This is a genomic window from Marinobacter sp. Arc7-DN-1 (assembly GCF_003441595.1).
GTDB lineage: Bacteria > Pseudomonadota > Gammaproteobacteria > Pseudomonadales > Oleiphilaceae > Marinobacter > Marinobacter metalliresistant.
The window spans coordinates 766,998-789,609 of sequence record NZ_CP031848.1; the positions used below are offsets into that span (position 1 = coordinate 766,998).

Genomic DNA, 22,612 nt, shown 5'->3' on the forward strand with positions numbered 1-22,612 from the left:
GTGTCGTTCCGGGCGCCGGTCTGGCTCAGGCGCCCGCAACCTCGGCCTCCCTCGCCGGCTCCGGCATTTCGGCTCCCACCGCCTGTGCCACGGCCGAGAACAGCGCCTGCAGCGTCGCAGAGGCGGTATCTTCCGCCAGTGCCGCCGCACTGCAGTGCTTGCCATTCGCAGTCAGCCGGATACAGGCCAGGGCATTGGCATTGGTGCCTTCGCCCAGGGCAAACTCGTCATACGCTTCAACCGCAATGGAGAGTCCGAACCGGCCTTCCAGGGCTTCAGACACCGCTTCCACGGCACCCAGGCCGCGGCCGTCCAGGCGCACTGGTGCAGACTCACTGCCAACGGACACTTCGGCGCGAACGCCCTCTTCGTCCCGGTGCAGATCGTAGGACCTCAATGCCCAGTCAGCATGAACCTTCAGGTAGCGGTCCTCGAACAGCCGGTGAATGGTCAGTGAATCGATCTCGCCGCCGTTGGTTTCGGCTTCTCTCTGCACCACCTTGCTGAACTCGATCTGCAGCCAGCGCGGCAGGCTGATGTTGTAATCCCGCTCCAGCACATAGGCGACACCGCCCTTGCCAGACTGACTGTTGATGCGCACAACCTCCTCATAGCGGCGGCCTACATCAAACGGATCAATGGGCAGGTAGGCCACATTCCAGGTCTCCCCTTCTTTCCGGCGCGCCAGACACTTGCGAATGGCATCCTGGTGACTGCCCGAGAAGGCGGTGAACACCAGCTCCCCGGCGTAGGGGTGGCGGGGATGGGTGGAGATCTCGGTACAGGCTTCAACCAGCTCGCTGATCTCCGCCATTCCGGAAAGATCCAGCGTGGGGTCAATGCCCTGGGAATAGAGGTTCATCGCCATGGTGACCAGATCCATATTCCCCGTACGCTCCCCGTTACCCATCAGGGTACCCTCAACGCGGTCGGCACCGGCCATCACAGCCAGTTCCGCAGCCGCCACGGCGCAGCCGCGGTCGTTGTGGGTATGCACACTGATACTGATGTGCTCACGACGCCTGATGTTGTCGCAGATCCATTCAATCTGGTCGGCAAACACGTTCGGCGTAGCCATTTCAACGGTCGCTGGGAGGTTGATGATCATCGGCTGCCCCTGGTCCGGACGCCAGACGTCGCTCACGGCATCGATCACTTCCGCCGCGAAATCCAGCTCGGTGCCAGTGAAACTTTCCGGTGAATACTGGAACGTCCATTCCGTTTCCGGATGGCGTGCCGCTATGTCCCTGACCACCTTCGCGCCATTTACCGCAATATCACGGATGCCGTCGCGGTCGAGCCCGAACACCTGCTCCCGCTGCACGGTCGATGTCGAGTTATAGACATGCACGATGGCCTTGCGGACACCAGAGAGCGCTTCGTAGGTGCGCTCGATCAGCTCCGGCCGGGCCTGGGTCAGTACCTGGATCTTTACATCCTCGGGAATGCGGTTTTCCTCGATCAGCTTGCGGCAGAAGTCAAAGTCAGGCTGACTCGCAGCAGGAAAACCGATTTCAATTTCCTTGAAGCCCAGCTTGACCAGTAAATCGAACATCCGCTGCTTCTGGGCAACCGACATGGGCTTCACCAGCGCCTGGTTACCGTCCCGAAGGTCTACCGCACACCAGGCCGGCGCCTTTTCGATGACCTTGTCGGGCCAGCGGCGATCGGTTTTGGCAACAGGTTTGAACGCAACGTATTTGCGATGATCGAAAGCCATGCGTGTTATTCCTTGCAGTTTCGGGGGTGAAATTCTCAGTGCGTACAGGTTAACGCGATAACGCTGATATTTGATTGCGAAGTTTGGTTGAAAAGCGTACTTTTTAATTCATTAATTGCTATTTATATAATATTCATGGAATTTTATGCCACATAATCAGAAAAATCTCATCAAAATCGATAAAATTGACCGGCGGATCCTCGAACAGGTCCAGAACGACGGTTCCCTGACCAACCAGGAACTGGCGGAAAAGGTGGGGCTTTCTCCCTCTCCCTGCCTGCGCCGGGTTCGGGCCCTTGAGGAAGCGGGCATCATTGTCAGGACTGTGACCATCCTGGACCACAAGAAGCTGGGCCTGTCACTCACGGCGATCATACTGATCGGCATGGACCGACACACGCCAGAGCGTTTTGCCACCTTCGAAGAACAGGTTGCCGAATACCCGGAAGTGCAGGAGTGCTACCTGATCACCGGACAGGATGCCGATTACATGCTCAAAGTCGTGGTTCCGGATATGGACCACTACCACCATTTCCTGCTCAACCGGATCACCCGGATTCAGGGGGTCAGTGGTGTACATTCAAGCTTTGTGCTTCGACGGGTAACAGACAGTACCGCCCTGCCCCTGGGCTACCTGTCCTGATTCAGGACACCAGTTCGCGAACGCAGGCTCGGCTGCGAGCCTGGACCGGCCGACGCCGCGGGGCAACATCAATGGATTCGTCGGTCATCATCTGTACCTTGTGCAACAGGCTCCGTACAATAACGACCACTTTACGACAAATAAAGGCTGCGGCGGGGCAACCGCCGACTGTCCATTAGTCTAACACTCCAGATTTCTGACAAACGGAAGACACGATGCGAGCAAGCCGTTACCTGATTGCCACCCAGAAAGAGACCCCCGCCGACGCGGAAATCATCAGCCACCAGCTGATGTTGCGCGCCGGCATGATCCGCAAACTGGCTGCCGGGTTATACACCTGGTTGCCGATGGGGCTACGGACTCTGCGCAAGGTTGAACGGATTGTTCGTGAAGAGATGGACAGGAGCGGTGCCCAGGAAGTTTTGATGCCGGCTGTTCAGCCCGCGGAACTGTGGCAGGAATCCGGCCGCTGGACCCAGTATGGCGGAGAACTGCTGCGGATGAATGACCGTCACGGCCGGGACTTCTGTTTTGGCCCGACCCACGAAGAGGTCATTACCGACCTGATCCGCAACGAGCTCAAGAGCTACAAGGAACTGCCGGCCAACTTCTATCAGATCCAGACCAAATTCCGGGATGAGCGCCGTCCCCGGTTCGGCGTGATGCGTGCCCGGGAATTCATCATGAAGGACGCCTACTCCTTCCATATCAATGCCGGGTCCCTGGATGAGACCTACCAGCTCATGCACCGCACTTACTGCGCGATTTTCGATCGCCTGGGGCTGGATTACCGCCCGGTACAGGCTGATTCGGGCGCCATTGGCGGCAGTGCCTCCCATGAATTCCATGTGCTTGCTTCCTCCGGTGAGGACGACATCGTCTTCAGCACCGACAGCGACTACGCCGCCAACATCGAAAAGGCCGAGGCCGTGGCCCCTGCCGGCCAGCGCCCGGCGCCTGCTGAAGCGCTGAAAGAGGTCGCCACTCCGGACCAGAGAACCATTGACGCGGTGTCTGAATTCCTGGGCATTGATGCCACGCGCACGGTCAAGACCCTGCTGGTCAAGGCCGAGGCCGATGAGGAAGGCCACTCAGGCCTGGTGGCACTGATCCTCCGGGGCGACCACACCCTGAACGAGATCAAGGCCGGGAACCTGGCAGGCGTGGCTGAGCCGCTGACCATGGCTACGGATGAGGAAATCGAGCAGGTCATTGGCTGCAAGGCCGGCTCCATTGGCCCGGTCAAGCTGAACGTACCGGTGATTGTTGATCGCAGTGCCGCTCACCTGGCGGACTTTGTCTGCGGCGCCAACCGGGACGGCTTCCACCTGACCGGCGTGAACTGGGAAAGGGACGTCCCGGTGGATCGCGTGGAGGATCTGCGCAATGTCGTCGAAGGCGACCCGAGCCCGGACGGCAAGGGCACCCTGGAAATCCGCCGGGGCATCGAGGTTGGCCATATCTTCAAGCTCGGCAACAAATACAGCACCGCCATGAACGCGACGGTCCTGGACGAGAACGGCAAAAGCGTGATCATGGACATGGGTTGCTATGGTGTCGGCGTATCCCGGATCGTCGCCGCCTCCATTGAACAGAACCACGACGATAAGGGCATCATCTGGCCGGACGCCATTGCCCCGTTCCAGGTGGCCATCATCACACTCAACGCCCACAAATCACCCACGGTTGCCGAAGCTGGCGAGAAACTGTATGAACAGCTGCGCCAGGCGGGCTATGACGTCCTGCTGGATGACCGGAACGAGCGCCCGGGTGTGAAGTTTGCCGATATGGAACTGATTGGTATTCCGCACCGGTTCGTGGTCTCAGAGCGAGGCCTTGCGGCGGGCACCCTCGAGTACAAGGGACGCCGGGATGAGGAAAAACAGGATATCCCGGTGGCTGAAGCACTGCCTTTCCTGGTGAATGCTTCGCCCCGTAAAGGGCTTTAATCCCGACCCGTCGGACGACGGGTTGAAACGCTGACGGTACTACCGAACGAGTGCCGTCAGAGGCTCCCGGCCCCGGCAACAATGCCGGGTTCCATTTCCAGACAAACTCCGAATCGCTTCTCAACGGATTTCCGGATCTCCTCCGCCAGCGCCAGAATGTCTCTGCCACTGCCGCCGGAGTGATTAATGAGAACCAGCGCCTGACGGTTGTGAACACCCACCCGGGCATTCCGGAAACCTTTCCAGCCACTCTGGTCAATTAACCAGGCCGCGGCCAGTTTAATGCCATGCTCCTGAGGGTAACCGACAATATCCGGATGTTGCGTTCTGAGCGAATCGAACTGCGCCACATCCACCACCGGGTTCTTGAAGAAGCTGCCTGCGTTGGGAATGATGGCCGGGTCCGGCAGCTTTCGCCTCCGGATCGCCATGACCGCCTCGGCGACATCCAGGGCGTTCAGAGCAGAGTCCGGCGTATCGCCGAGATACTCCTGCAGGTCACGGTAACCCAGTGCCAGGGGCTTGTTACGGGATAGCCCCAGGCGGATTTCCGTAATCACGAAACGACCGGGGGTGTGCCTGAACAGGCTATCGCGATAGCCGAAGCGGCACTCGGCATTGTTGAGGGCAACCAACTCACCGGTGGTGCGATCCAGTGCCGTGACCGATTCCAGGCAGTCACATAGCTCAACCCCATAGGCGCCAATATTCTGAACCGGGGCAGCACCTGCAGTGCCCGGAATCAGGGCCAGATTCTCAATACCGCGATAACCGGCCCTGGCAGCGTACAGGACAGCCTCGTGCCAGTTCTCTCCGGCGCCCAGAACCAGCGTGGCCCGGTGATCAACGACTCGCTCCCAGCTCCGCCCCCGGATGGCCATGCGAACAACCAGCCCCCGGAAATCACCGGCAAACACCAGATTACTTCCACCGCCGAGAATCAGAGTCTTGTGCGGCCCTTTTGCTGCCCACTCCAGCGACCAGGCCAGCTCGGCAGCACTTTCGACCTCGACAAAAAAACGGGCCCGGGCAGACACACGAAGCGTGTTCAGCGACTCCATCTGAACGTCTTCCAGGATCTCCGGATTCTGCCTCAAGTCAGCCGCTCCCGGATACCGGCCAGCAAACCCGCAGTACCACAGGAATCAATGTCTACCTGTTCAGCCATTGTCGTTGCTTCTCCTTTCCAGCCATTCCCTCACCCGTTTCAGATCGCTTTCGGTATCCACACCGGCGGGCGGATTCACCGACGCCACATCCACGTGGATCCGGGCGCCGTTATACAGGGCCCGCAATTGCTCAAGGGACTCGGTGAACTCGGTTGGCGCGGGCGCCCAACGGACAAACTGCCCCAGCACCGAGACCCGGTAACCGTAGATGCCGATGTGCCGGAAGTAACCGATGTGATCAGGCATGGAAACGTCGACACGGGTCAAAGGCGTGCCATCCTGCCAATGGTCCCGGGCCCAGGGAATGGGCGCACGGCTGAAATAATGGGCCATGCCCTGATGGTCGAACACCACCTTGACCACATTGGGGTTAAAAACCTGCTCCGGATCGTGGATGCGCTCGCACAGGGTGGCAATGGCGGCTTCCGGGTAAAACTCCAGATTGTCCGCCACCTGGTTGATCAGTTCCGGCGGAATCAGGGGCTCATCACCCTGCACGTTAACGACACGATGGTCCGGTTCAAAACCGAGCGCCCGGGCAACTTCTTCCAGCCGGTCAGTACCGCTGGCATGGTTTGGCGATGTCATGACCACTTCCGCACCGAAGCCTTCGCAGACGCTCCGGATACGTTCGTTGTCGGTCGCGACAACCACCCGCCCTGCCCGACTTTCGCCGGCGCGGTCACAGACATGCTGAATCATGGGCTTTCCGGCGACATCCGCCAGCGGCTTTCCGGGAAGGCGGGTGGAGGCATACCGGGCCGGAATCACAACAGTAAAAGACATGGTGTAGCTACCCTGATGACCTCTGGTTTCAACGCTTGTGCAGGCGCTCGTCGGTGGAGAGCGTCCGGGCCTCGCTGGCCAGCATCACCGGAATCCCCTCACGGATCGGGAACGCCATGGCATCCTGATAACAGATCAGCTCGGTTCGGGCGTCGTTGAGCTTCAGATCTCCCTTGCAGACCGGACAGGCCAGCATTGCCAACAATTTTTTATCCATGGTGTTTACTCACTCGCTATCAAGAAGTTAACTGTTCGGAGCACTGGCGAACCCGGGCCAGAAGAGCGTCCCGGAACCGGTCCGGCAACCTGGCCTCAACGGTCAGGCTCCAGGCGTTGTCGGGAGCGAAGCCACGGCACTTCACCGCGTCCTTCGCAGTCATAACGATCAAATCATTCGGGCAGGCATTCAGGTCGGCAACGCGGAAGCGATGATGATCCGGGAAAGCTGCCTCGGTAACCACGGCGCCCAGTGCCCTGAGTGTATCGAAAAAACGGGACGGATTGCCGATTCCCGCCACGGCCCTTACGGACAGCCCTTTCAGATCGGAGATGGGCCGGGGTTTACCGGTCCTGACGTGAACCAGGGTTCCGGGTTCGAGTACCATTGAATAGATCTGTGGGTGCTCTATACCAGCAAAACTCCCCATGACCTGATCGGAATAATCCGTGCCGTTAACAATAACAAAATCCACGGAGGCGAGCCGGGAGAGCGGTTCGCGCAGTGGTCCGACCGGAATCAGGGCACCGTTGCCAATGCCACGCTTGCCATCGAACACCGACAATTCCACATCCCGGGGCAGCTTGTAGTGCTGGAGACCGTCGTCACAGACCAACAGGTTTCCGAGATTATTGTCCAGGGCATATTCCGCCGCACGCCGGCGCCGGGGGTCCACAACAACCGGGCACCCGGTGCTGAGAGCCAGCATTACAGGCTCGTCGCCGGCCTCCAGGGGGCTGGTTCGGGCATTAACTTCCAGGGGGTAGTCAGCGGCCTTGCCGCCATACCCGCGGCTGAGGATCACCGGACACCACCCGTCACCGATCAGTTCCGAAACCAGCCAGGCGGTCAGGGGCGATTTGCCGGTACCACCTGCGGTGATATTGCCAACAACCACAACCGGAACCGGCAGCGAGACATCCCGGGCCTCCCACGCAGAACGGCGGCGGGCTTCCGAGAGGCCGCGGTATAGCCAGGAAAGAGGTGCAAGAAACCCCAGAGGACGATTTCTGCCATACCAGAGACGATCTACCAACGAGCTCATGACTGCTCACTGAACTGCATCTGGTGCAATTGAGCGTAGGCGCCACCAGTAGCAAGAAGTTCATCATGACGACCGGATTCAGCAATACGACCGTTTTCCATCACCAGTATCCGGTCTGCCTTTTCGATGGTGGACAGACGGTGTGCGATCACCAGGGTGGTACGTCCCCGCATCACGGTTTCAAGGGCATCCTGAATGTGGCGTTCGGATTCCGTATCCAGCGCAGACGTGGCCTCATCCAGGATCAGGATCGGTGCATTCTTGAGCAATGCCCGGGCAATAGCGAGCCTCTGACGCTGGCCACCGGAAAGCATCACACCGTTATCACCAATCATGGTGTCCAGGCCTTCGGGCATCCGGTCAATGAACTCGAGAGCATGGGCCTTGGCCGCTGCCTCCCGGATTTCATCGCGACTGCAATCCCTGAGGGCACCATAGGCGATATTGGCGGCGATGGTATCGTTGAACAGCACAACGCTCTGGGTGACCAGAGCGATCTGCGCCCGCAAGGCCTTCAGCGAGAAATCCCGCAGCGAATGGCCGTCGATGCGGATATCACCGCCGGTAAATTCATAGAACCTCGGCAACAGGCTTACGAGTGTGGATTTTCCGCTTCCGGAGCGGCCGACCAGCGCAACACTCTGCCCCGCAGGAATCTGCAGCGAGATGCCTTCCAGTACATTGTCCAACTGGTCCCGATACCGGAAAGACACATCATTGAGCTCGATCTTGCCTTCGACACGGTCGGGGGAGTAGGTGCCCGGGTCCTGCTCCGGCGATTCGTCAATGGTTTCGAACACATCGTAAGCCGCCGCCACGCCCTTCTGTATCTTGGCGTGGACCGACGTCACCTGCCGGATGGGCTTGGCCATGGTGGTTGCCGCCGTGATAAAGGCCACGAGCTGGCCGGTGGTCATTCCACCCCGGATTTCCGGGGCCAGCATCATCCACACCAGACCGGCGATCGCGATGGCCACGAGTACCTGAATCACAGGAACACTGATCGCCTGAGTCGATGCCATCTTGAGGCTTTGCTTGAGGTTTTTGTCGTTAACGTCCCGAAAACGCTGGCGTTCGTAGTCTTCACCACCGAAGGTCCGCACCACCCGGTATCCGGTGATGGATTCGGAGGCCACATGGGTGATGTCTCCCATGGACCCCTGAATCCGCTTACTGATTTTTCGGAAACGTTTGCTGGCATAACTCACCACCGCACCGATCAGCGGTCCGACGGCAAGGAATATCAGTGTAAGCTTCCAGTTGGTGTAAAACATGTAGCCCAGCAGACCGATGATGGTCAGACCTTCCCGAAGGGTAATGGTGACGGCGTTGGTGGTGGCTTCCGCCACCTGCTCGACGTTGAAGGTAAGCTTGGAGACCAGACGCCCGGCCGCATTGTCATCAAAATACCGGGACGGCAATGTCATCAGGCGATTGAACACATCATTGCGCAGCGAGTTGATAACCTGACGACCAACATAGCTGATGAAATACTGGCTCAGGAAGGTGCCCAGGCCCCTGAACGAAAATACCCCGACGATGACCAGGGTGAGCATCAGACGGTTCTGCTCGGTGGGGTTCTCGATGGCCGCAATCACGTATTCCATGGCGGCCGCCATGCCAGTTGATGCAGCAGCGTAAATGATGTTGCCGACCACAGCCAGGGAGAACGCCAGCAAGAAAGGCCTCACGTAGGCCAACAAACGCTTGTAGGTTTCCCAACTGCCGGCCGGCACTACCGGAGAGGGATCAGGCAGAGGCTCGGTTACCCTCACTGACTCTCAGCCTCCCGCTCCGTGGTGATGCTCAGCTTTGCAAACCCCAGGCGGCCGGCAACGTCCATGGCACGAACCACAAATTCGTGGGGGGTGCGGGCATCCGCCGTGATGATAAACGGCATCGAGCTGTTACCCTCCGCCAGCTCACGCACGCCCCGCTCCAGGGTTTCACGCCGGTTATTGACCAGCGTGCGGTCGTTCAGGATGTACTGCCCTTCGGCATTGATCACCACGTCAATTTGCTTGACCTCTGAGGCCTCCGCGGGTTCCCCGCTTGCCTCCGGCAGCTCCACCTGAAGGTGGCTCTCCCGGGTAAAGGTTGTGGAAACCATAAAGAAAATCAGCAGCAGGAACACCACATCGATCAATGGTGTCAGGTCAACCCCGACTTCCTGGCTTCTCTGGCGCTTGAACTTCACGGTGTTCAGGCTCCTTCCACGTCGATTTCGCGGTCTCCGTGCACAACCTCAACCAGCTTGATGGCTTCCTGCTCCATGCCGACCACCAGCTCGTCTACCCTGCGGATAAAGTAGCGGTGACAGATCAACGCAGGGATGGCCACACTCAGGCCGGCAGCCGTGGTAATCAGCGCCTCGGAAATACCACCGGCCAGGTTGCCTGCGTTACCGACACCGGCCAGCTGAATCTCGGCAAACACCTTAATCATGCCGATGACCGTGCCCAGAAGCCCCAGCAGCGGTGTGATGGTGGCCACGGTGCCCAGCGGATTCAGGAAGCGCTCCAGGTCATGAATCACCTGACTGGCTTCGTGCTCAATACTCTCTTTCATGATTTCGCGGCCATGCTTGGCATTGATCAGGCCGCCGGCCAGAATCCGGCCCAGGGGAGATGATCCCTGCAGGGCTTTCAGTTTCCGGCCATTCAGTTCTTTTTTCTTGATCCAGCGCCACAGTTCGTTAATGGTCTGCGACGGCGCAACCCTGGAAGCACGAAGGGTCCAGAAACGTTCCAGAATGATGGCAAGTGCAAGTATGGAACAGGCAACAATTGGCACCATCAGAATGCCACCGGCTTTCAACAGCTCGAACACGCTTGGTCTCCCTGGTTGTTTACAAGCCGCGCTACTTTAGCATAGCTACCCGTGGAGGCCACAGCGGCAATGTCACGGTATTTCACATTGATCACGGGTCAGCCCCGGGCCACCTATCCAGAATGGCGCCTCACGCCGCATTTCCTTTAACACCAACCGGTTATCGGCAATAGTCATCAATACGCTGCCGGAACAGGCGGTGTTCAGTGAGACCGCACCAGAGCGCCGGTAACGGGCGGTTACCATCTGATGGGGATGACCATACCTGTGGCGGTATCCGGCGGTGTAGATGACCCAGTCGGGATCAAGCCCCTGAACCCAGGCTTCGGAAGAGGATGTCTTGCTGCCATGATGGGGAGCGAGGACCACCCGACTGCCCGAATGACGCAATTTCCCGCCGGCCGAAAGAAAGGCCAGATACTGCGACTCCATGGGGTCGGTAATATCCCCGGGCAGTATCCATTCAATACCCGATTCGGGATGATGGATCCGGATTACACAGGACGCATCGTTGCCTTCGGAAACACCCTCCCCTTGCCAGTAGTCGATGGTCAGAGCGCCGAAGGTTTCAGTGGCCCGTTCACAGGGTACGGTGGGCACATCCGGAATTCGATTCCTGATTGCCCCGGTTTCACCGGCAACAACGCGACCGATTTCGATCTGCTCCGCGAGCTCTGATACGCCTCCGGCATGATCACTGTCCCCATGACTTATCACCAGGGTATCGATTCTGTGGATGCCCTCTGCCTTCAGATTTGGCAACAGCGTCGACTCAACGGCTGAAAACACCCCGGGCACAGCCGGCCCGGTGTCGTAGACAAGGACCTCCCGGCCGTGACGGACAAGCACCGACAAGCCCTGCCCGACATCCCAAACCCGGATTTCGGGCTGAGCCACCCGGGAATTCTGCGGTAACGACGAGGATGAAGATCCCAGCCACACAAGCGCCGACACAACCGCCACCAGCCGAAACCCGGTGAATGGCGCAAGCACCATAAACACTGACAGCATCGATAAAGCAGCGATTTCTTCGGCGCTGGCAGCGATTTCGGGCACCTGCCAGCGTGCGAGCCAGTCCAGAAAATGCCAGAGCAGACCGAGCACCAGATCAAATGCGGGCCCGAACAGGTTCGCCGCTTCCGGAATAGCGGCAGTAATCAACCCGCCCGTGACCAGCAGAGGCATAACCACCAGGGATACCCAGGGAATGGAAATCAGGTTTGCCAGCAATCCCGCCAGGGGCTGCCCCTGCCCGAAGGTTTCCAGAACTGGCCATAAGCCAGAAAACACCGAGATCTGGGCAACCAACAGGCTACCCAACCACCCGGCGCCTGCCAGCCGCGCCGAGAATACAGCGATGAGTACCGCGACGGCAGCGAACGATAGCCAGAATCCCTGGTCCAGGGGTGCAAGAGGATCCAGCAGCAAAACCACCGCCAGAGCAACCAGAAACGGTTGCCAGACGGATGACTGTCGGGCCAACAGAAGCAGCCAGCCGCCCACGATCACCATAACCAGTGCCCGGCGGGTGGGCACGGTAAAACCGGCCGCAAGAGCGTAGGCCAGGCAAGATACCACCACGAAAACAAAGACAATCCGGCGCCCATTGAGTTCGCTCACGCGGCGGGCCGGCCAGGCCAGCAAGAGGCGCCGACACAAAAAACCTGCACCCAGAGCGACCAGCCCCAGGTGCAAACCGGAGATCGCGACCAGATGAATGGTTCCCGTTGCTTTCAGAACGTCCCAGTGCTTCTGGGTCATGTACCCGCGATGACCAATCAACAGCGAGGAAGCCAGCGCGAAGTGTTCGGTGCCGCCGAACCGGTTTTGCACCCAGTCGCCCAGCGACAGGTGTGCACTCCGGTACTGGCAGTGCAGGGAACAAGGCACGGTTGGATCCACCTGAACACTACGGACATTTCCGGTGGCCTGGTACCCTTTGCGGAACAGCCAGTTTTCATACCGGAAACCCACCGGGTTGAGGTTCCCGTGTGGTCTTTTGAGCTTGACCTCCAGGCGCAAACGGGCCCCCGGTAATCTCTCTGCTGCGTGACCATACCAGGCCAGCCGCAGCAACTCGGGCGGACGCGTGCCCGGGACGTTTACCGGGGGAAGGTTATGCCAACGGGTAACACAGAAACTGAAGCGCAAACTGTCGAAACTTCCCGGTGACGGGATATCACACAGGTAACCGGATACCGACAGACGTTTCCCCTCGGCTTCAGGCGGCAACACTTCCGAAAGCTGGCTCCGGGCATGCCACGCTGCCCAGGAAAGTCCCACCAGAAAGCCAAGAGCCAGCACCGTTAACCGGCGGATCATGACAGACGCCGGACGGCAAAGGGTCAAAAAAAGCAGAAGTCCGGGTGCCGCCAGCCACTGCGGAGGTGGCAGTATCGACAGCCAATACAGTAAGATGACGCCACCAGAGAAGGCGATAACGCCCAGGACTGCGGCACCGCGCCTGCCCGGCGGGTACGGCGAGCGGTTCAGACTTCCGGACAATCCTTGTCCTCCCGTATGTCACATTCACCGGCGACATCCGATGTGCCGGTTTTTTAACTCCGTTTAAAGGCAGAACTTCCAATGCCGAAGAAGTTCATGAAACGCTATCTGCCCTCACCAGAGAAGGTGCAAGCGATGCAGTCGCTGAGCTTTCTGGGCGATATCCTTCACGAGCCCAATCTCTGGCATATCAATCGCCACAGTGTTGCCCGCGCCTTTCTCGTCGGCGTCTGGTTCTGTTTCATACCCATGCCCTTCCAGATGCTTGCTGCTGCATTTTTCGCGATCTGGTTCAACGCCAATCTGCCGCTGTCGGTTGTTCTGGTCTGGATCAGCAATCCGGTAACCATGCCACCGATTTTCTACTTCAATTACAAAGTCGGGGCCTGGGCCCTTAGCCGCCCGGTTCTCAGTTTCGAGTTTCAGCTGTCATGGTCCTGGATCACTGAACGGCTCATGGACATAGGCATCCCTCTGTATCTTGGATCCCTCATTGTTGCGACCGTGTCAGCCTGCCTCGCTTACCTGGTCATCCAGTTCCTGTGGCGCCGGAAAATACGCACAGACTGGCAGGTGCGGCGGATCAATCGCCGGAAACGTCGTCGGGAGACCGATCAGACTTCCTGAATCAGCCGACCCTGTTCAAGCCGTAATACCCGCCCCAGACTCCGGGCCATCTTCATGTCATGGGTAACCATGACAAATGCAATGCCCAGCTGATCCCGAAGAGACTCGATCAGCGACCTGACCCCTTCTCCCGTGTGCTCGTCAAGGTTGCCGGTTGGTTCATCCATCAATACACAATCCGGCTCATTGACCAGTGCCCGGGCAATGGCCACCCGCTGACGCTCGCCGCCCGACAGTTCACCCGGCTTGTGGGTCAGTCGCGCAGCAAGGCCAACTCTGCCTAACAGCGTTTCCGCTTTCTTCCGGGCGTCAGCGACCGCCATGCCACCCAGTACGCAGGGCATCATGACGTTTTCCAGTGCCGAGAATTCCGGCAGCAAATGATGAAACTGGTACACAAACCCAAGGTAACGGTTACGGAACCTGGCGCGGCCGGCTTCGGAAAGCCGGTGAATATCCTTGCCGCAAATGGAAATCTGGCCCGATGAGGGCTTGTCCAGCCCGCCAAGCAGGTTGAGCAGGGTGGTTTTACCGGCGCCACTGCTGCCAACAATGGCGACCGTTTCTCCGGGCGCCACTTCCAGAGAAATATCCGAAAAAATGGTGAGTTTTTCGGGGCCCTCACTGTAGGTACGGGTCACCTGCCGACAGTCAATCACCAGGGATGAATCCACCATAGCCGAATGTTCCTTACTCATAGCGAAGCGCCTCCGCGGGATCCACTCTCGAAGCCCGCCAGGCCGGGTAGATGGTTGCCAGAAGACTCATGGCAAGGCCGGCGCCGCTGATTATTAAGACATCCTGCCATTGCAGCTGCGAAGGCAGGTAGCTGATGAAATAGACGTCGGCACTGAGAAACTGGTGCCCCAACGCGCCTTCAAGCCAGGAAATGAAGGTACTGATATTGAGCGCGCCAAACACACCCAGCGAGGTGCCTATGACCGTGCCAAAGATACCGATCACCGCACCCTGAACAATGAAAATCCGCATAATCCGGCCCGGAGTCGCCCCCATAGTCCTGAGAATGGCTATGTCACCGGTTTTGTCGGTGACGACCATCACCAGCGTGGACACGATATTGAACGCCGCCACGGCGACAATAAACATAAGCAGCAGACCGATCATGGTTTTCTCCATGCGGATGGCCTGGAACAGATTGCCATGGGTGCGGGTCCAGTCGGACACGTAATAACGCCCGCCAAGCTGCTTCGCAGCCTCTTCCGCTACCCGGGGAGCTGCAAACAGGTCATCCACCAGCAGGCGAATGCCTTCCGCCTTGCCTCCGGTGCGCATGAGTTTCGAGGCATCGTCCATGTGGATCAGGGTGTAATTGCCATCCAGCTCCGCCCCGACGCTGAACACGCCCTTTACCGTAAATCGCTTGAGCCGCGGCAGTACGCCCGCAGGCGTTACGGATGCCTCTGGCAGCACCACCGTGACCTTGTCACCTACCTGGAGGCGCAGACTGGCTGCCATCAGCCGACCGATGATAATGCCGAATTCACCGGACACCAGGTCATCAAGCCTGCCTTCGATCATGTGATTTTCAATGATGGAGACGGTGCGCTCCTCTTCCGGCAGGATACCATTGAGCACCACGCCGCGGACATTCCCACCGCCAGTGACCATGCCCTGTCCCTGAATAAAGGGAGCAGCTGCCAGCACGCGGGGATGCTTCTCAACCCGGGCATCCACGGATTTCCAGTCGTCCAGGGGGCCTGTGCCCTGAATCGTGGCGTGGGGCACCATACCGAGAATTCTCTGCTTAAGCTCCCGGTCGAATCCGTTCATCACGGAAAGAACAATAATCAGGACCGCAACACCCAGCATCAACCCGATCATCGACGTCAGGGAGATAAAGGAAATGAAGTGATTCCGGCGCTTGGCCGCCGTGTATCGCAAGCCTATATAAAACGATAAGGGTCTGAACATGGAGAGGAGCCTGTTGCTACCTTCAGGTCTGTCGTGGTCTGGTTTTCCCTGGCACCTTCCAGCACAGAGGGAAACTGCTAAACTACTCTGTATCAATAAAATTTCAGTTTTCCGGAGCCGAGATGCCGTCATCCAACATCCCCAGCGAACCGGCGGATTATTCACCCGAGCGCCGGGACTTTTTCCGCATTGAAGACCGAATCGGCCTGGAAATCCGCAAGCTTGCGCCCGACACACCCCTGGATGCAGATGCTTTCGACGGCGACCATCTTGAGAGCCTGAAAGCGGAGTTCAGGCGGCTGGACCAGGACGTGAAGTCCCAGCTTGCCAGCCTTGCCGAAAGAGACCGGCTACTTACCGGACTGATCAAATCCCTGAACGGCAAGCTGGATATGCTTGCGCGCATTATGGCCTTTGAGCAAAATCCGTTGCAACCGGAGGACTGGCAGGATGTGACCCTGAGCGAGGGCGGCCTGTCATTCTCAAGCAGTACGCCTGCCTGGCAACCGGGGGACCGGCTTGCCGTTCGCATGACACTTCCGCCAGAGCTTTTCCAGCCTCAGGCTATCGCCCGGGTACTGGAGGTACACCCCGACTCCTCAGGTGGGGCAAGGGTCCACACCGAGTTTGCCCGGATTGATGACGGCGACCGGCAGCAGATCGCGCGGCATGTGATGCGGTGGCAGATTCGCCAGCGCCAAAAAGAGTAGACTGAGGGAAACGGGTGACTTTTACTAATCTTTTTCGGATATTACGCTTTATCCATGTCCTCCGGAGCAAACTTTCAGAGGACGTTAGCCTTCATGGAGATCGATCAATGAAAAAAAACAGAATCCTGCTCGGCGTACTGGCTCTGTCTACCACCCTGACCCTTTTCCCGGCCGCATCTGCGGTTGCAGAGCAAATCCGCGTACCGGTGGGAACCCAGGCAGATCGCGACCAGGCAAACGTTCCTGGCACCGGAATGAGCCAGGCTTTGGTGCGGGCTTCCTGGGGCGCCCCCCTGGAAATTCAGGGTCCGGTTGGCCAACCTCCCATCAGCCAGTGGCACTACCCGACTTTTGTCGTTTATTTCGAAAATGATCGGGTAATCCATACCGTTCTCAAGCACAATCGCTGAATAGCCGATAGCGGCCCTCAAAGGCCCGAATTTCCCCACTCATGTCCTGACGTTCAGCCGACCTTTGGTTAGAATGGCGTCTTTTGTGATTTAAGGTGGCTGCGAAGTGACAACCAGACGCGTATTGCCCGCAGAGTGGGCTCCCCAGAGTGCCATAATGCTGACCTGGCCTCACCCCGGAACAGACTGGGCGGATATACTTGATGAGGTCGAGCCGGTATTCCTCGACATTGCCAGGGCCGTACTTCGCTACGAGAACCTCCTGATCAGCTGCGAGTACGTCGCCCGCCTGCAGGAACTTGACCGGGATCTGAACCGGTACGCTGAGGAAAACGACTTTCCGGGTCGGGTACGCATCGTTCCGGCACCGGCAAACGACACCTGGGCCAGGGATCATGGCCCGATTACCATCGCAACCGAAGACGGCCCGGCGCTGCTCGATTTCCGCTTTAATGCCTGGGGCGGGAAGTTCCCCTTCGAAAAAGACGACGCCCTCAACCAGCATCTGGCCAACGCCGGCGTATTTGGCGCCACTCCGATGCAGCAAGTCGATTTTGTACTGGAAGGCGGCTCCATCGAATCCGATGGCCAGGGCACCCTGCTGACCACCTCGGAGTGCCTGCTGACTCCTTCCCGAAATCCCTCCGTGGACCGGACCGCGATTGAGCAGCTGCTGGCCGAGGTTCTGGGCGTCAACCGCATTCTCTGGCTTAACCACGGCTATCTTGAAGGCGACGACACCGACAGCCATATCGATACACTGGCCAGATTCTGCGCCCCGGACCACATCTGTTATGTGGCTTGCCCGGATGTCGCCGACGAACACTACAGCGCCCTGGCTGCCATGGAGGAGGAATTGCAGGAATTCCGCCAGCCCGACGGCACGCCCTACAAGCTGACAGCTTTGCCCTGGCCGGAAGCAATCCACGATGAAGACGGACAACGCCTGCCTGCCACCTATGCGAATTTCCTGATTATTAACGGTGCGGTTCTGCTTCCCGTCTATGGCGTTGCCCAGGACGACGAGGCGATTGCGGTCATGAAGGAGATCTTCCCTTGCCGGGACATTGTGCCGATTGATTGCCGGGCCCTGATTCATCAGCATGGCAGCCTTCACTGTGTCACCATGCAGATTCCGGCCGGAGTCGTTACCTGATGAGCATTAATTCAAGCAACAACCGGATCACCATCGCGGCCATTCAGCAGGCCTGCAGTCCGGACAAGGCCGCCAGCCTCGCCGCCACGGAAAAACTGGTACGGGAAGCCGCAGCAAACGGGGCCGATCTGATCATTCTGCAGGAGCTCCACGCCACGCTGTACTTCTGCCAGACCGAAGACACCTCGGTTTTTGAACTGGCGGAGTCCATACCCGGGCCCACCAGCCAGAGACTCTCTGATCTCGCCCTTGAGCTGGATATTGTCCTGGTAGGCTCCATCTTTGAGCGGCGAATGAACGGTGTTTACCACAACACCGCCGTGGTGTTTGAGAAAGACGGCTCCATGGCCGGGCTGTACCGTAAAATGCACATTCCGGATGATCCCGGCTTCTATGAAAAGTTCTACTTCACCCCCGGTGACGCCCAATTTAACGATGGCCGCAGTGGTTTTACTCCCATAGATACCTCCGTGGGCAGGCTGGGCGTCCTGGTGTGCTGGGACCAATGGTACCCGGAAGCGGCCCGGCTGATGGCCCTGGCCGGTGCCGAGATACTCATCTATCCGACTGCCATCGGCTGGGATGTCACCGACGAACCGGACGAACAGGCCCGGCAGCTGGAAGCCTGGGTAACCGTGCAACGAGGCCATGCCGTCGCCAACAATCTGCCTGTGGTGGCGCCAAACCGCGTCGGCACCGAACCGGATCCTTCCGGCCAGAGCGATGGCATCCGCTTCTGGGGTAACAGTTTCATTTGCGGACCCCAGGGCGAATTTCTTGCCCGGGCCGATGACAGTTCCGAATGCATCCTGGCCGTAACACTTGATCGCAACCGCAGTGAATCGGTTCGTCGCATCTGGCCGTATCTGAGAGACCGCAGGATTGACGCCTACGGAGATATTCTCAAACGCGTGAGGGACTGAGCCCGGAATGAAAAAACTGGTCGATACCGTTGTCAGTGAACTGAACCAGATACTTCTCGGCAAGGATCAACAGGTTCGCCTCGCTCTCTGTGGGCTTCTGGCCCGGGGCCACCTGCTGATTGAAGACATTCCCGGCATGGGCAAAACCACCCTCTCCCATGCCCTGGCCAAAGTGATGGGGCTCAGCTACCAGCGCATCCAGTTTACCAACGACCTGCTGCCGGCCGATGTGCTTGGCTACTCCATGTATGACAAACAGGCCGGCAGCCTGGTTTTCCACCCGGGCCCGATCTTCGCCCAGGTAGTACTGGCCGATGAAATCAACCGGGCATCACCACGCACCCAGAGCGCCCTGCTTGAAGCCATGGAAGAACGCCAGGTGTCCATCGAGGGCGAAACCCGGCCATTGCCCCACCCGTTCTTCGTGATTGCGACCCAGAACCCGACCGAACAGGGTGGCACTTATCCCTTACCGGAATCACAACTGGACCGGTTCCTGATGCGCCTGCGCCTGGGCTATCCTGATCCCAGAGCCGAGCGGGAACTGCTGGAGGGCGAAGACCGGCGTGTGCTGACCGAAAAGCTTGGCACCCTGCTCTCCCGGGAGGATCTGAAGACCCTTCAGGAAGCCGTAACCCGGATAACCGCCAGCCCGGCCCTGCTGGACTATATTCAACGCCTGCTGGAGCAAAGCCGCAGAATGCCGGGGCTGCTGTACGGGCTCTCGCCAAGAGCCGGACTCGGCCTGCTGCGGGCTGCCAGGGCATGGGCCCTGATGGAGGGCCGGCATCACGTACTGCCGGATGATATCCAGGCCGTCTTCCCGGCAGTAGCGGAACATCGCCTGGAACAGGGCGAATCCGGCAAAAGCACCGAACGTGTCAGACAACTGCTTGCCACCGTTTCAGTGCTTGAGTAAATAGCAAGGTTTTATAAGCGGTATTACCCAAAACGAATGGCAGGCCGCTTCTTTCATGTTAGCCTTTCCACCTTTCCCCGAAGCGTCTGGCCCTGAACACCGGGCCGGGCAATGTACGGCTTTTTCAGTGAGAGACCTTCAATGAGCGACACCAAACATTCCCGACTGATCATCCTCGGTTCCGGCCCCGCAGGCTACACCGCTGCTGTTTACGCAGCCCGCGCCAACCTGAACCCGACCCTGATTACCGGTATTGAAGTCGGCGGCCAGCTCACCACCACCACCGACGTGGACAACTGGCCCGGCGACAATGACGGCGTACAGGGCCCGGAACTGATGCAGCGCATGCTCAAACACGCCGAGCGCTTTGAAACCAGCATCGTCTATGACACCATCAACGAAGCTGACCTGCGCAACCGCCCCTTTCGCCTCAAGGGCGACGGCGGCGAATACAGCTGCGACGCCCTGATCATCGCAACCGGCGCCTCCGCCATGTACCTCGGCCTCGAATCCGAAGAGAAATTCAAAGGCCAGGGCGTCTCCGCCTGCGCCACCTGCGACGGCTTCTTCTACAAAAAACAGAAAGTCGCCGTCATCGGCGGCGGCAACACCGCCGTTGAAGAGGCGCTCTACCTCTCCAACATCGCCGACGAAGTCACCCTGGTCCACCGCCGCGACAGCCTCCGGGCCGAAAAAATCCTCCAGGACAAACTGTTCGAGAAAGCCGAAAACGGCAACGTCAACATCGTCTGGGACCACACCCTCGACGAAGTCCTGGGCGACGGCACCGGCGTCACCGGCATGCGCATCAAAAGCATGAAAGACGGCTCGACTCAGGACAAGGAACTGGCAGGCGTCTTCATCGCCATCGGCCACAAACCCAACACCGACCTGTTCCAGGGCCAGCTCGATATGGAAAACGGCTACATCCGCATCCGCTCCGGCCTCGAAGGCATGGCCACCCAGAGCAGCATCCCCGGCGTCTTCGCCGCCGGCGACGTAGCCGACCACGTTTACCGCCAAGCCGTCACCTCCGCCGGCTTCGGCTGCATGGCCGCCCTGGATGCGGAAAAGTTTCTGGATCAGCAAGACTGATTGTGATTCAGTAACAAAAGGAACGCGAACTCAAAAGTTTGCGAAGGCCGGTGGGAGCCGCCTTCTGAAACTGTGCGGAGCCATGGATGGCGGAGCCAAGCGTACAGGGACGTATTTACAGCGTGTTTCAGAAGGCGGGTCCCACCGGCCGGTACTCTACAGGCCCGAAACACTGAAGTAATTGCCGGAGAAGGATGACCTCACTACCTTGGCTAGACCCTGACCAACTCTGGTTCCCCCCAGCCAACGAAGCCCTGGACGACCCCGACGGCCTCCTGGCACTCGGCGGCGACCTGTCCACAGACAGACTCATGCTCGCCTACCGGAACGGCATCTTCCCCTGGTACAGCGACGAACAACCCATACTCTGGTGGTCCCCCAACCCCCGATGCGTGCTGTTCCCTAACGACATCCACGTATCCCGAAGCCTCCGCCGCACCCTGAACCAGCAACGCTTTCAGGTCACCGCCGATCAGGCCTTCGGGCGAATTATCCGCCTGTGCGCCTCCACCCGGGCCGAAGGCACCTGGATCACAGAAGAAATGATCGCCAGCTACGCCGAACTGCACCGAATGGGCACGGCACACTCTATTGAAGTCTGGAACCGCCGCGGTGACCTGGCTGGCGGGATGTACGGCCTGGCCATCGGCCGGTGTTTCTTCGGCGAATCCATGTTCTCCCTGGAGACCAACGCCTCCAAAGTCCTGATGGTCCACCTTGCCCATCAGCTCCAGGCTTGGGGCTACCGGGTTATGGACTGCCAGGTGGAAAGCCGCCACCTACTGACCATGGGTGCCAAAACTATTCCCCGGGAAGAGTTTTTATCTATACTCAGGATGAGCATCGATCAGAAACCGGATCAAACCGACTGGACCTTCCGCTGGCAATGGCCCGGGCCGGAGGCGTGAATGAGCAATCTCAGAACCCTGGTGTTCTTTGCAACCCCGCCACACGATTGCAGTTACCTGCCAGACCGGGAGGCAACCACCATGTTCGTGGATCCGCGGGCCCATATCGACAAAAAACTCTACAGCCAGCTCACCGCCCTAGGCTTTCGCCGCAGCGGATCCCATTATTACCGCCCCCACTGCGAGCAGTGTAACGCTTGCATTCCCGTTCGCCTGAAGGTCGATGATTTCAAACCCGACCGTAGCCAGCGACGCGTACTGAAGAAAAACGAGGATCTGGAGTGCACCCTGGTGCCCGCCACCTTTTCCGAACGGTATTATCAACTTTACGCCACCTATATCGAGCAGCGGCACCAGGACGGCGATATGTACCCGCCGTCCCGGGAGCAGTTCACCTCGTTTCTAGTGGAAGGTGCGACCGATTCGTGGTTTCTGGAGATCCGCAAGGACAATAATCTGGTGGGTCTGGCCGCCGTCGACTTGCTGGATGACGGCCTGTCTGCCATCTATACGGTTTTCGAACCTGAAATGGAGGATCGCAGCCTTGGTACTTTTGCCATCCTGTGGCAAATTGACGAGGCCCGCCGCAAGGGCCTGCCGCATCTGTATCTCGGTTACTGGATCAAACAGTGCCGGAAAATGAACTACAAAACCCGGTTCCGCCCCATTGAGGCCCTCCGTGACGGGCACTGGCGAGAACTGAGTGCCGGCTGACTTTGCCAAACGCGGATAAATCAGGCAGAATTGCGCAATTTAAAATCACGAGAAGCATATCCAAACGAGGTTTCTACTGAATGGCGAAATCAGATGTCATTGAAATGGAAGGCGTTATTATCGACACCCTTCCAAACACCATGTTCCGCGTTGAGCTGAGCAACGGTCACGTTGTCACAGCTCACATCTCCGGCAAGATGCGCAAGAACTATATCCGCATCCTGACAGGTGACAAGGTCAAGGTTGAGCTGACTCCCTACGACCTGAGCAAGGGCCGCATTGTGTACCGCGCCCGTTAAGGCTCACGTGACATCTGAAAAGCCCCTTCGGGGGCTTTTTTTTGTCAGGTCATAAA

At 58.7% G+C, this 22,612-nt stretch carries 23 protein-coding genes; 12 read left to right on the forward strand and 11 right to left on the reverse strand.

Going from position 1 to position 22,612, the window contains the following annotated elements:
* Nucleotides 1-25: 25 nt before the first annotated feature.
* Nucleotides 26-1,720 (reverse strand): 2-isopropylmalate synthase, encoded by a 1,695-nt coding sequence (gene leuA / locus D0851_RS03565; RefSeq protein ID WP_117617392.1) that lies wholly within the window; start codon nucleotides 1,718-1,720, stop codon nucleotides 26-28.
* Between the two features lie 145 nt (nucleotides 1,721-1,865).
* Between leuA and D0851_RS03570 the strand changes: the two genes are divergently transcribed.
* Complete coding sequence (locus D0851_RS03570; protein WP_117617393.1) at nucleotides 1,866-2,363, forward strand: Lrp/AsnC family transcriptional regulator; 498 nt, start codon at nucleotides 1,866-1,868, stop codon at nucleotides 2,361-2,363.
* A gap of 215 nt (nucleotides 2,364-2,578) precedes the next feature.
* Nucleotides 2,579-4,312 carry a proline--tRNA ligase gene (locus D0851_RS03580; RefSeq protein WP_117617394.1) on the forward strand — a complete coding sequence of 578 codons (1,734 nt, stop codon included), beginning with the start codon at nucleotides 2,579-2,581 and terminating at the stop codon, nucleotides 4,310-4,312.
* Between the two features lie 56 nt (nucleotides 4,313-4,368).
* Here D0851_RS03580 and murB read toward each other — a convergent pair whose 3' ends face one another.
* The 8 genes from murB to D0851_RS03620 form a co-directional block, all read right to left on the reverse strand.
* The gene (gene murB / locus D0851_RS03585) at nucleotides 4,369-5,409 is read right to left on the reverse strand and encodes a UDP-N-acetylmuramate dehydrogenase (RefSeq protein ID WP_117617395.1); all 1,041 of its coding nucleotides are present in this window, start codon (nucleotides 5,407-5,409) and stop codon (nucleotides 4,369-4,371) included.
* A 63-nt stretch (nucleotides 5,410-5,472) separates the two neighbouring features.
* Nucleotides 5,473-6,267, reverse strand: a complete 795-nt coding sequence (kdsB, locus tag D0851_RS03590; RefSeq protein ID WP_117617396.1) for a 3-deoxy-manno-octulosonate cytidylyltransferase — start codon at nucleotides 6,265-6,267, stop codon at nucleotides 5,473-5,475.
* A gap of 28 nt (nucleotides 6,268-6,295) precedes the next feature.
* Complete coding sequence (locus D0851_RS03595; protein WP_117617397.1) at nucleotides 6,296-6,484, reverse strand: Trm112 family protein; 189 nt, start codon at nucleotides 6,482-6,484, stop codon at nucleotides 6,296-6,298.
* 19 nt (nucleotides 6,485-6,503) lie between these two features.
* Complete coding sequence (lpxK, locus tag D0851_RS03600) at nucleotides 6,504-7,529, reverse strand: tetraacyldisaccharide 4'-kinase (protein WP_117617398.1); 1,026 nt, start codon at nucleotides 7,527-7,529, stop codon at nucleotides 6,504-6,506.
* The gene (gene msbA / locus D0851_RS03605) at nucleotides 7,526-9,304 is read right to left on the reverse strand and encodes a lipid A export permease/ATP-binding protein MsbA (protein ID WP_117617399.1); all 1,779 of its coding nucleotides are present in this window, start codon (nucleotides 9,302-9,304) and stop codon (nucleotides 7,526-7,528) included. The genes lpxK and msbA overlap by 4 nt, the downstream gene beginning before the upstream one ends.
* Nucleotides 9,301-9,726 (reverse strand): ExbD/TolR family protein, encoded by a 426-nt coding sequence (locus D0851_RS03610; RefSeq protein ID WP_117617400.1) that lies wholly within the window; start codon nucleotides 9,724-9,726, stop codon nucleotides 9,301-9,303. The genes msbA and D0851_RS03610 overlap by 4 nt, the downstream gene beginning before the upstream one ends.
* Before the next feature lie 5 nt (nucleotides 9,727-9,731).
* Nucleotides 9,732-10,358 carry a MotA/TolQ/ExbB proton channel family protein gene (locus tag D0851_RS03615; protein ID WP_117617401.1) on the reverse strand — a complete coding sequence of 209 codons (627 nt, stop codon included), beginning with the start codon at nucleotides 10,356-10,358 and terminating at the stop codon, nucleotides 9,732-9,734.
* A gap of 72 nt (nucleotides 10,359-10,430) precedes the next feature.
* Entirely contained in the window at nucleotides 10,431-12,863 is a 2,433-nt protein-coding gene (locus D0851_RS03620) for a DNA internalization-related competence protein ComEC/Rec2 (protein WP_227539433.1), read from the reverse strand.
* Between the two features lie 81 nt (nucleotides 12,864-12,944).
* On the opposite strand from D0851_RS03620, the gene D0851_RS03625 reads away from it, so the two are divergent.
* On the forward strand, nucleotides 12,945-13,490 hold the full coding sequence (locus tag D0851_RS03625) for a DUF2062 domain-containing protein (RefSeq protein WP_117617402.1): 546 nt from the start codon (nucleotides 12,945-12,947) through the stop codon (nucleotides 13,488-13,490).
* On the opposite strand, the gene D0851_RS03630 is transcribed toward D0851_RS03625, so the two are convergent.
* Both D0851_RS03630 and D0851_RS03635 read right to left on the reverse strand, forming a co-directional pair.
* Nucleotides 13,478-14,167 carry an ABC transporter ATP-binding protein gene (locus D0851_RS03630; protein WP_117617403.1) on the reverse strand — a complete coding sequence of 230 codons (690 nt, stop codon included), beginning with the start codon at nucleotides 14,165-14,167 and terminating at the stop codon, nucleotides 13,478-13,480. The two genes, D0851_RS03625 and D0851_RS03630, sit on opposite strands and share 13 nt — an antisense overlap.
* Before the next feature lie 13 nt (nucleotides 14,168-14,180).
* Entirely contained in the window at nucleotides 14,181-15,422 is a 1,242-nt protein-coding gene (locus D0851_RS03635) for a lipoprotein-releasing ABC transporter permease subunit (protein ID WP_117617404.1), read from the reverse strand.
* A gap of 122 nt (nucleotides 15,423-15,544) precedes the next feature.
* Between D0851_RS03635 and D0851_RS03640 the strand changes: the two genes are divergently transcribed.
* The 9 genes from D0851_RS03640 (at nucleotide 15,545) to infA (ending at nucleotide 22,556) form a co-directional block, all read left to right on the forward strand.
* Nucleotides 15,545-16,132, forward strand: a complete 588-nt coding sequence (locus tag D0851_RS03640) for a PilZ domain-containing protein (RefSeq protein ID WP_117617405.1) — start codon at nucleotides 15,545-15,547, stop codon at nucleotides 16,130-16,132.
* 107 nt (nucleotides 16,133-16,239) lie between these two features.
* On the forward strand, nucleotides 16,240-16,542 hold the full coding sequence (locus D0851_RS03645; RefSeq protein WP_117617406.1) for a hypothetical protein: 303 nt from the start codon (nucleotides 16,240-16,242) through the stop codon (nucleotides 16,540-16,542).
* A 106-nt stretch (nucleotides 16,543-16,648) separates the two neighbouring features.
* Nucleotides 16,649-17,698, forward strand: coding sequence for an agmatine/peptidylarginine deiminase (locus D0851_RS03650; protein ID WP_117617407.1), 1,050 nt, complete (start codon nucleotides 16,649-16,651; stop codon nucleotides 17,696-17,698).
* The gene (locus D0851_RS03655; protein ID WP_117617408.1) at nucleotides 17,698-18,621 is read left to right on the forward strand and encodes a carbon-nitrogen hydrolase; all 924 of its coding nucleotides are present in this window, start codon (nucleotides 17,698-17,700) and stop codon (nucleotides 18,619-18,621) included. The genes D0851_RS03650 and D0851_RS03655 overlap by 1 nt, the downstream gene beginning before the upstream one ends.
* A gap of 7 nt (nucleotides 18,622-18,628) precedes the next feature.
* Entirely contained in the window at nucleotides 18,629-19,540 is a 912-nt protein-coding gene (locus D0851_RS03660) for an AAA family ATPase (RefSeq protein ID WP_117617409.1), read from the forward strand.
* Nucleotides 19,541-19,681: 141 nt separating this feature from the next.
* Nucleotides 19,682-20,635 (forward strand): thioredoxin-disulfide reductase, encoded by a 954-nt coding sequence (gene trxB, locus D0851_RS03665; protein WP_117620265.1) that lies wholly within the window; start codon nucleotides 19,682-19,684, stop codon nucleotides 20,633-20,635.
* Between the two features lie 194 nt (nucleotides 20,636-20,829).
* Nucleotides 20,830-21,543, forward strand: a complete 714-nt coding sequence (aat, locus tag D0851_RS03670; protein ID WP_117617410.1) for a leucyl/phenylalanyl-tRNA--protein transferase — start codon at nucleotides 20,830-20,832, stop codon at nucleotides 21,541-21,543.
* On the forward strand, nucleotides 21,544-22,257 hold the full coding sequence (locus tag D0851_RS03675) for an arginyltransferase (protein ID WP_117617411.1): 714 nt from the start codon (nucleotides 21,544-21,546) through the stop codon (nucleotides 22,255-22,257).
* 80 nt (nucleotides 22,258-22,337) lie between these two features.
* The gene (infA, locus tag D0851_RS03680) at nucleotides 22,338-22,556 is read left to right on the forward strand and encodes a translation initiation factor IF-1 (protein WP_014421226.1); all 219 of its coding nucleotides are present in this window, start codon (nucleotides 22,338-22,340) and stop codon (nucleotides 22,554-22,556) included.
* Nucleotides 22,557-22,612: the final 56 nt, after the last annotated feature.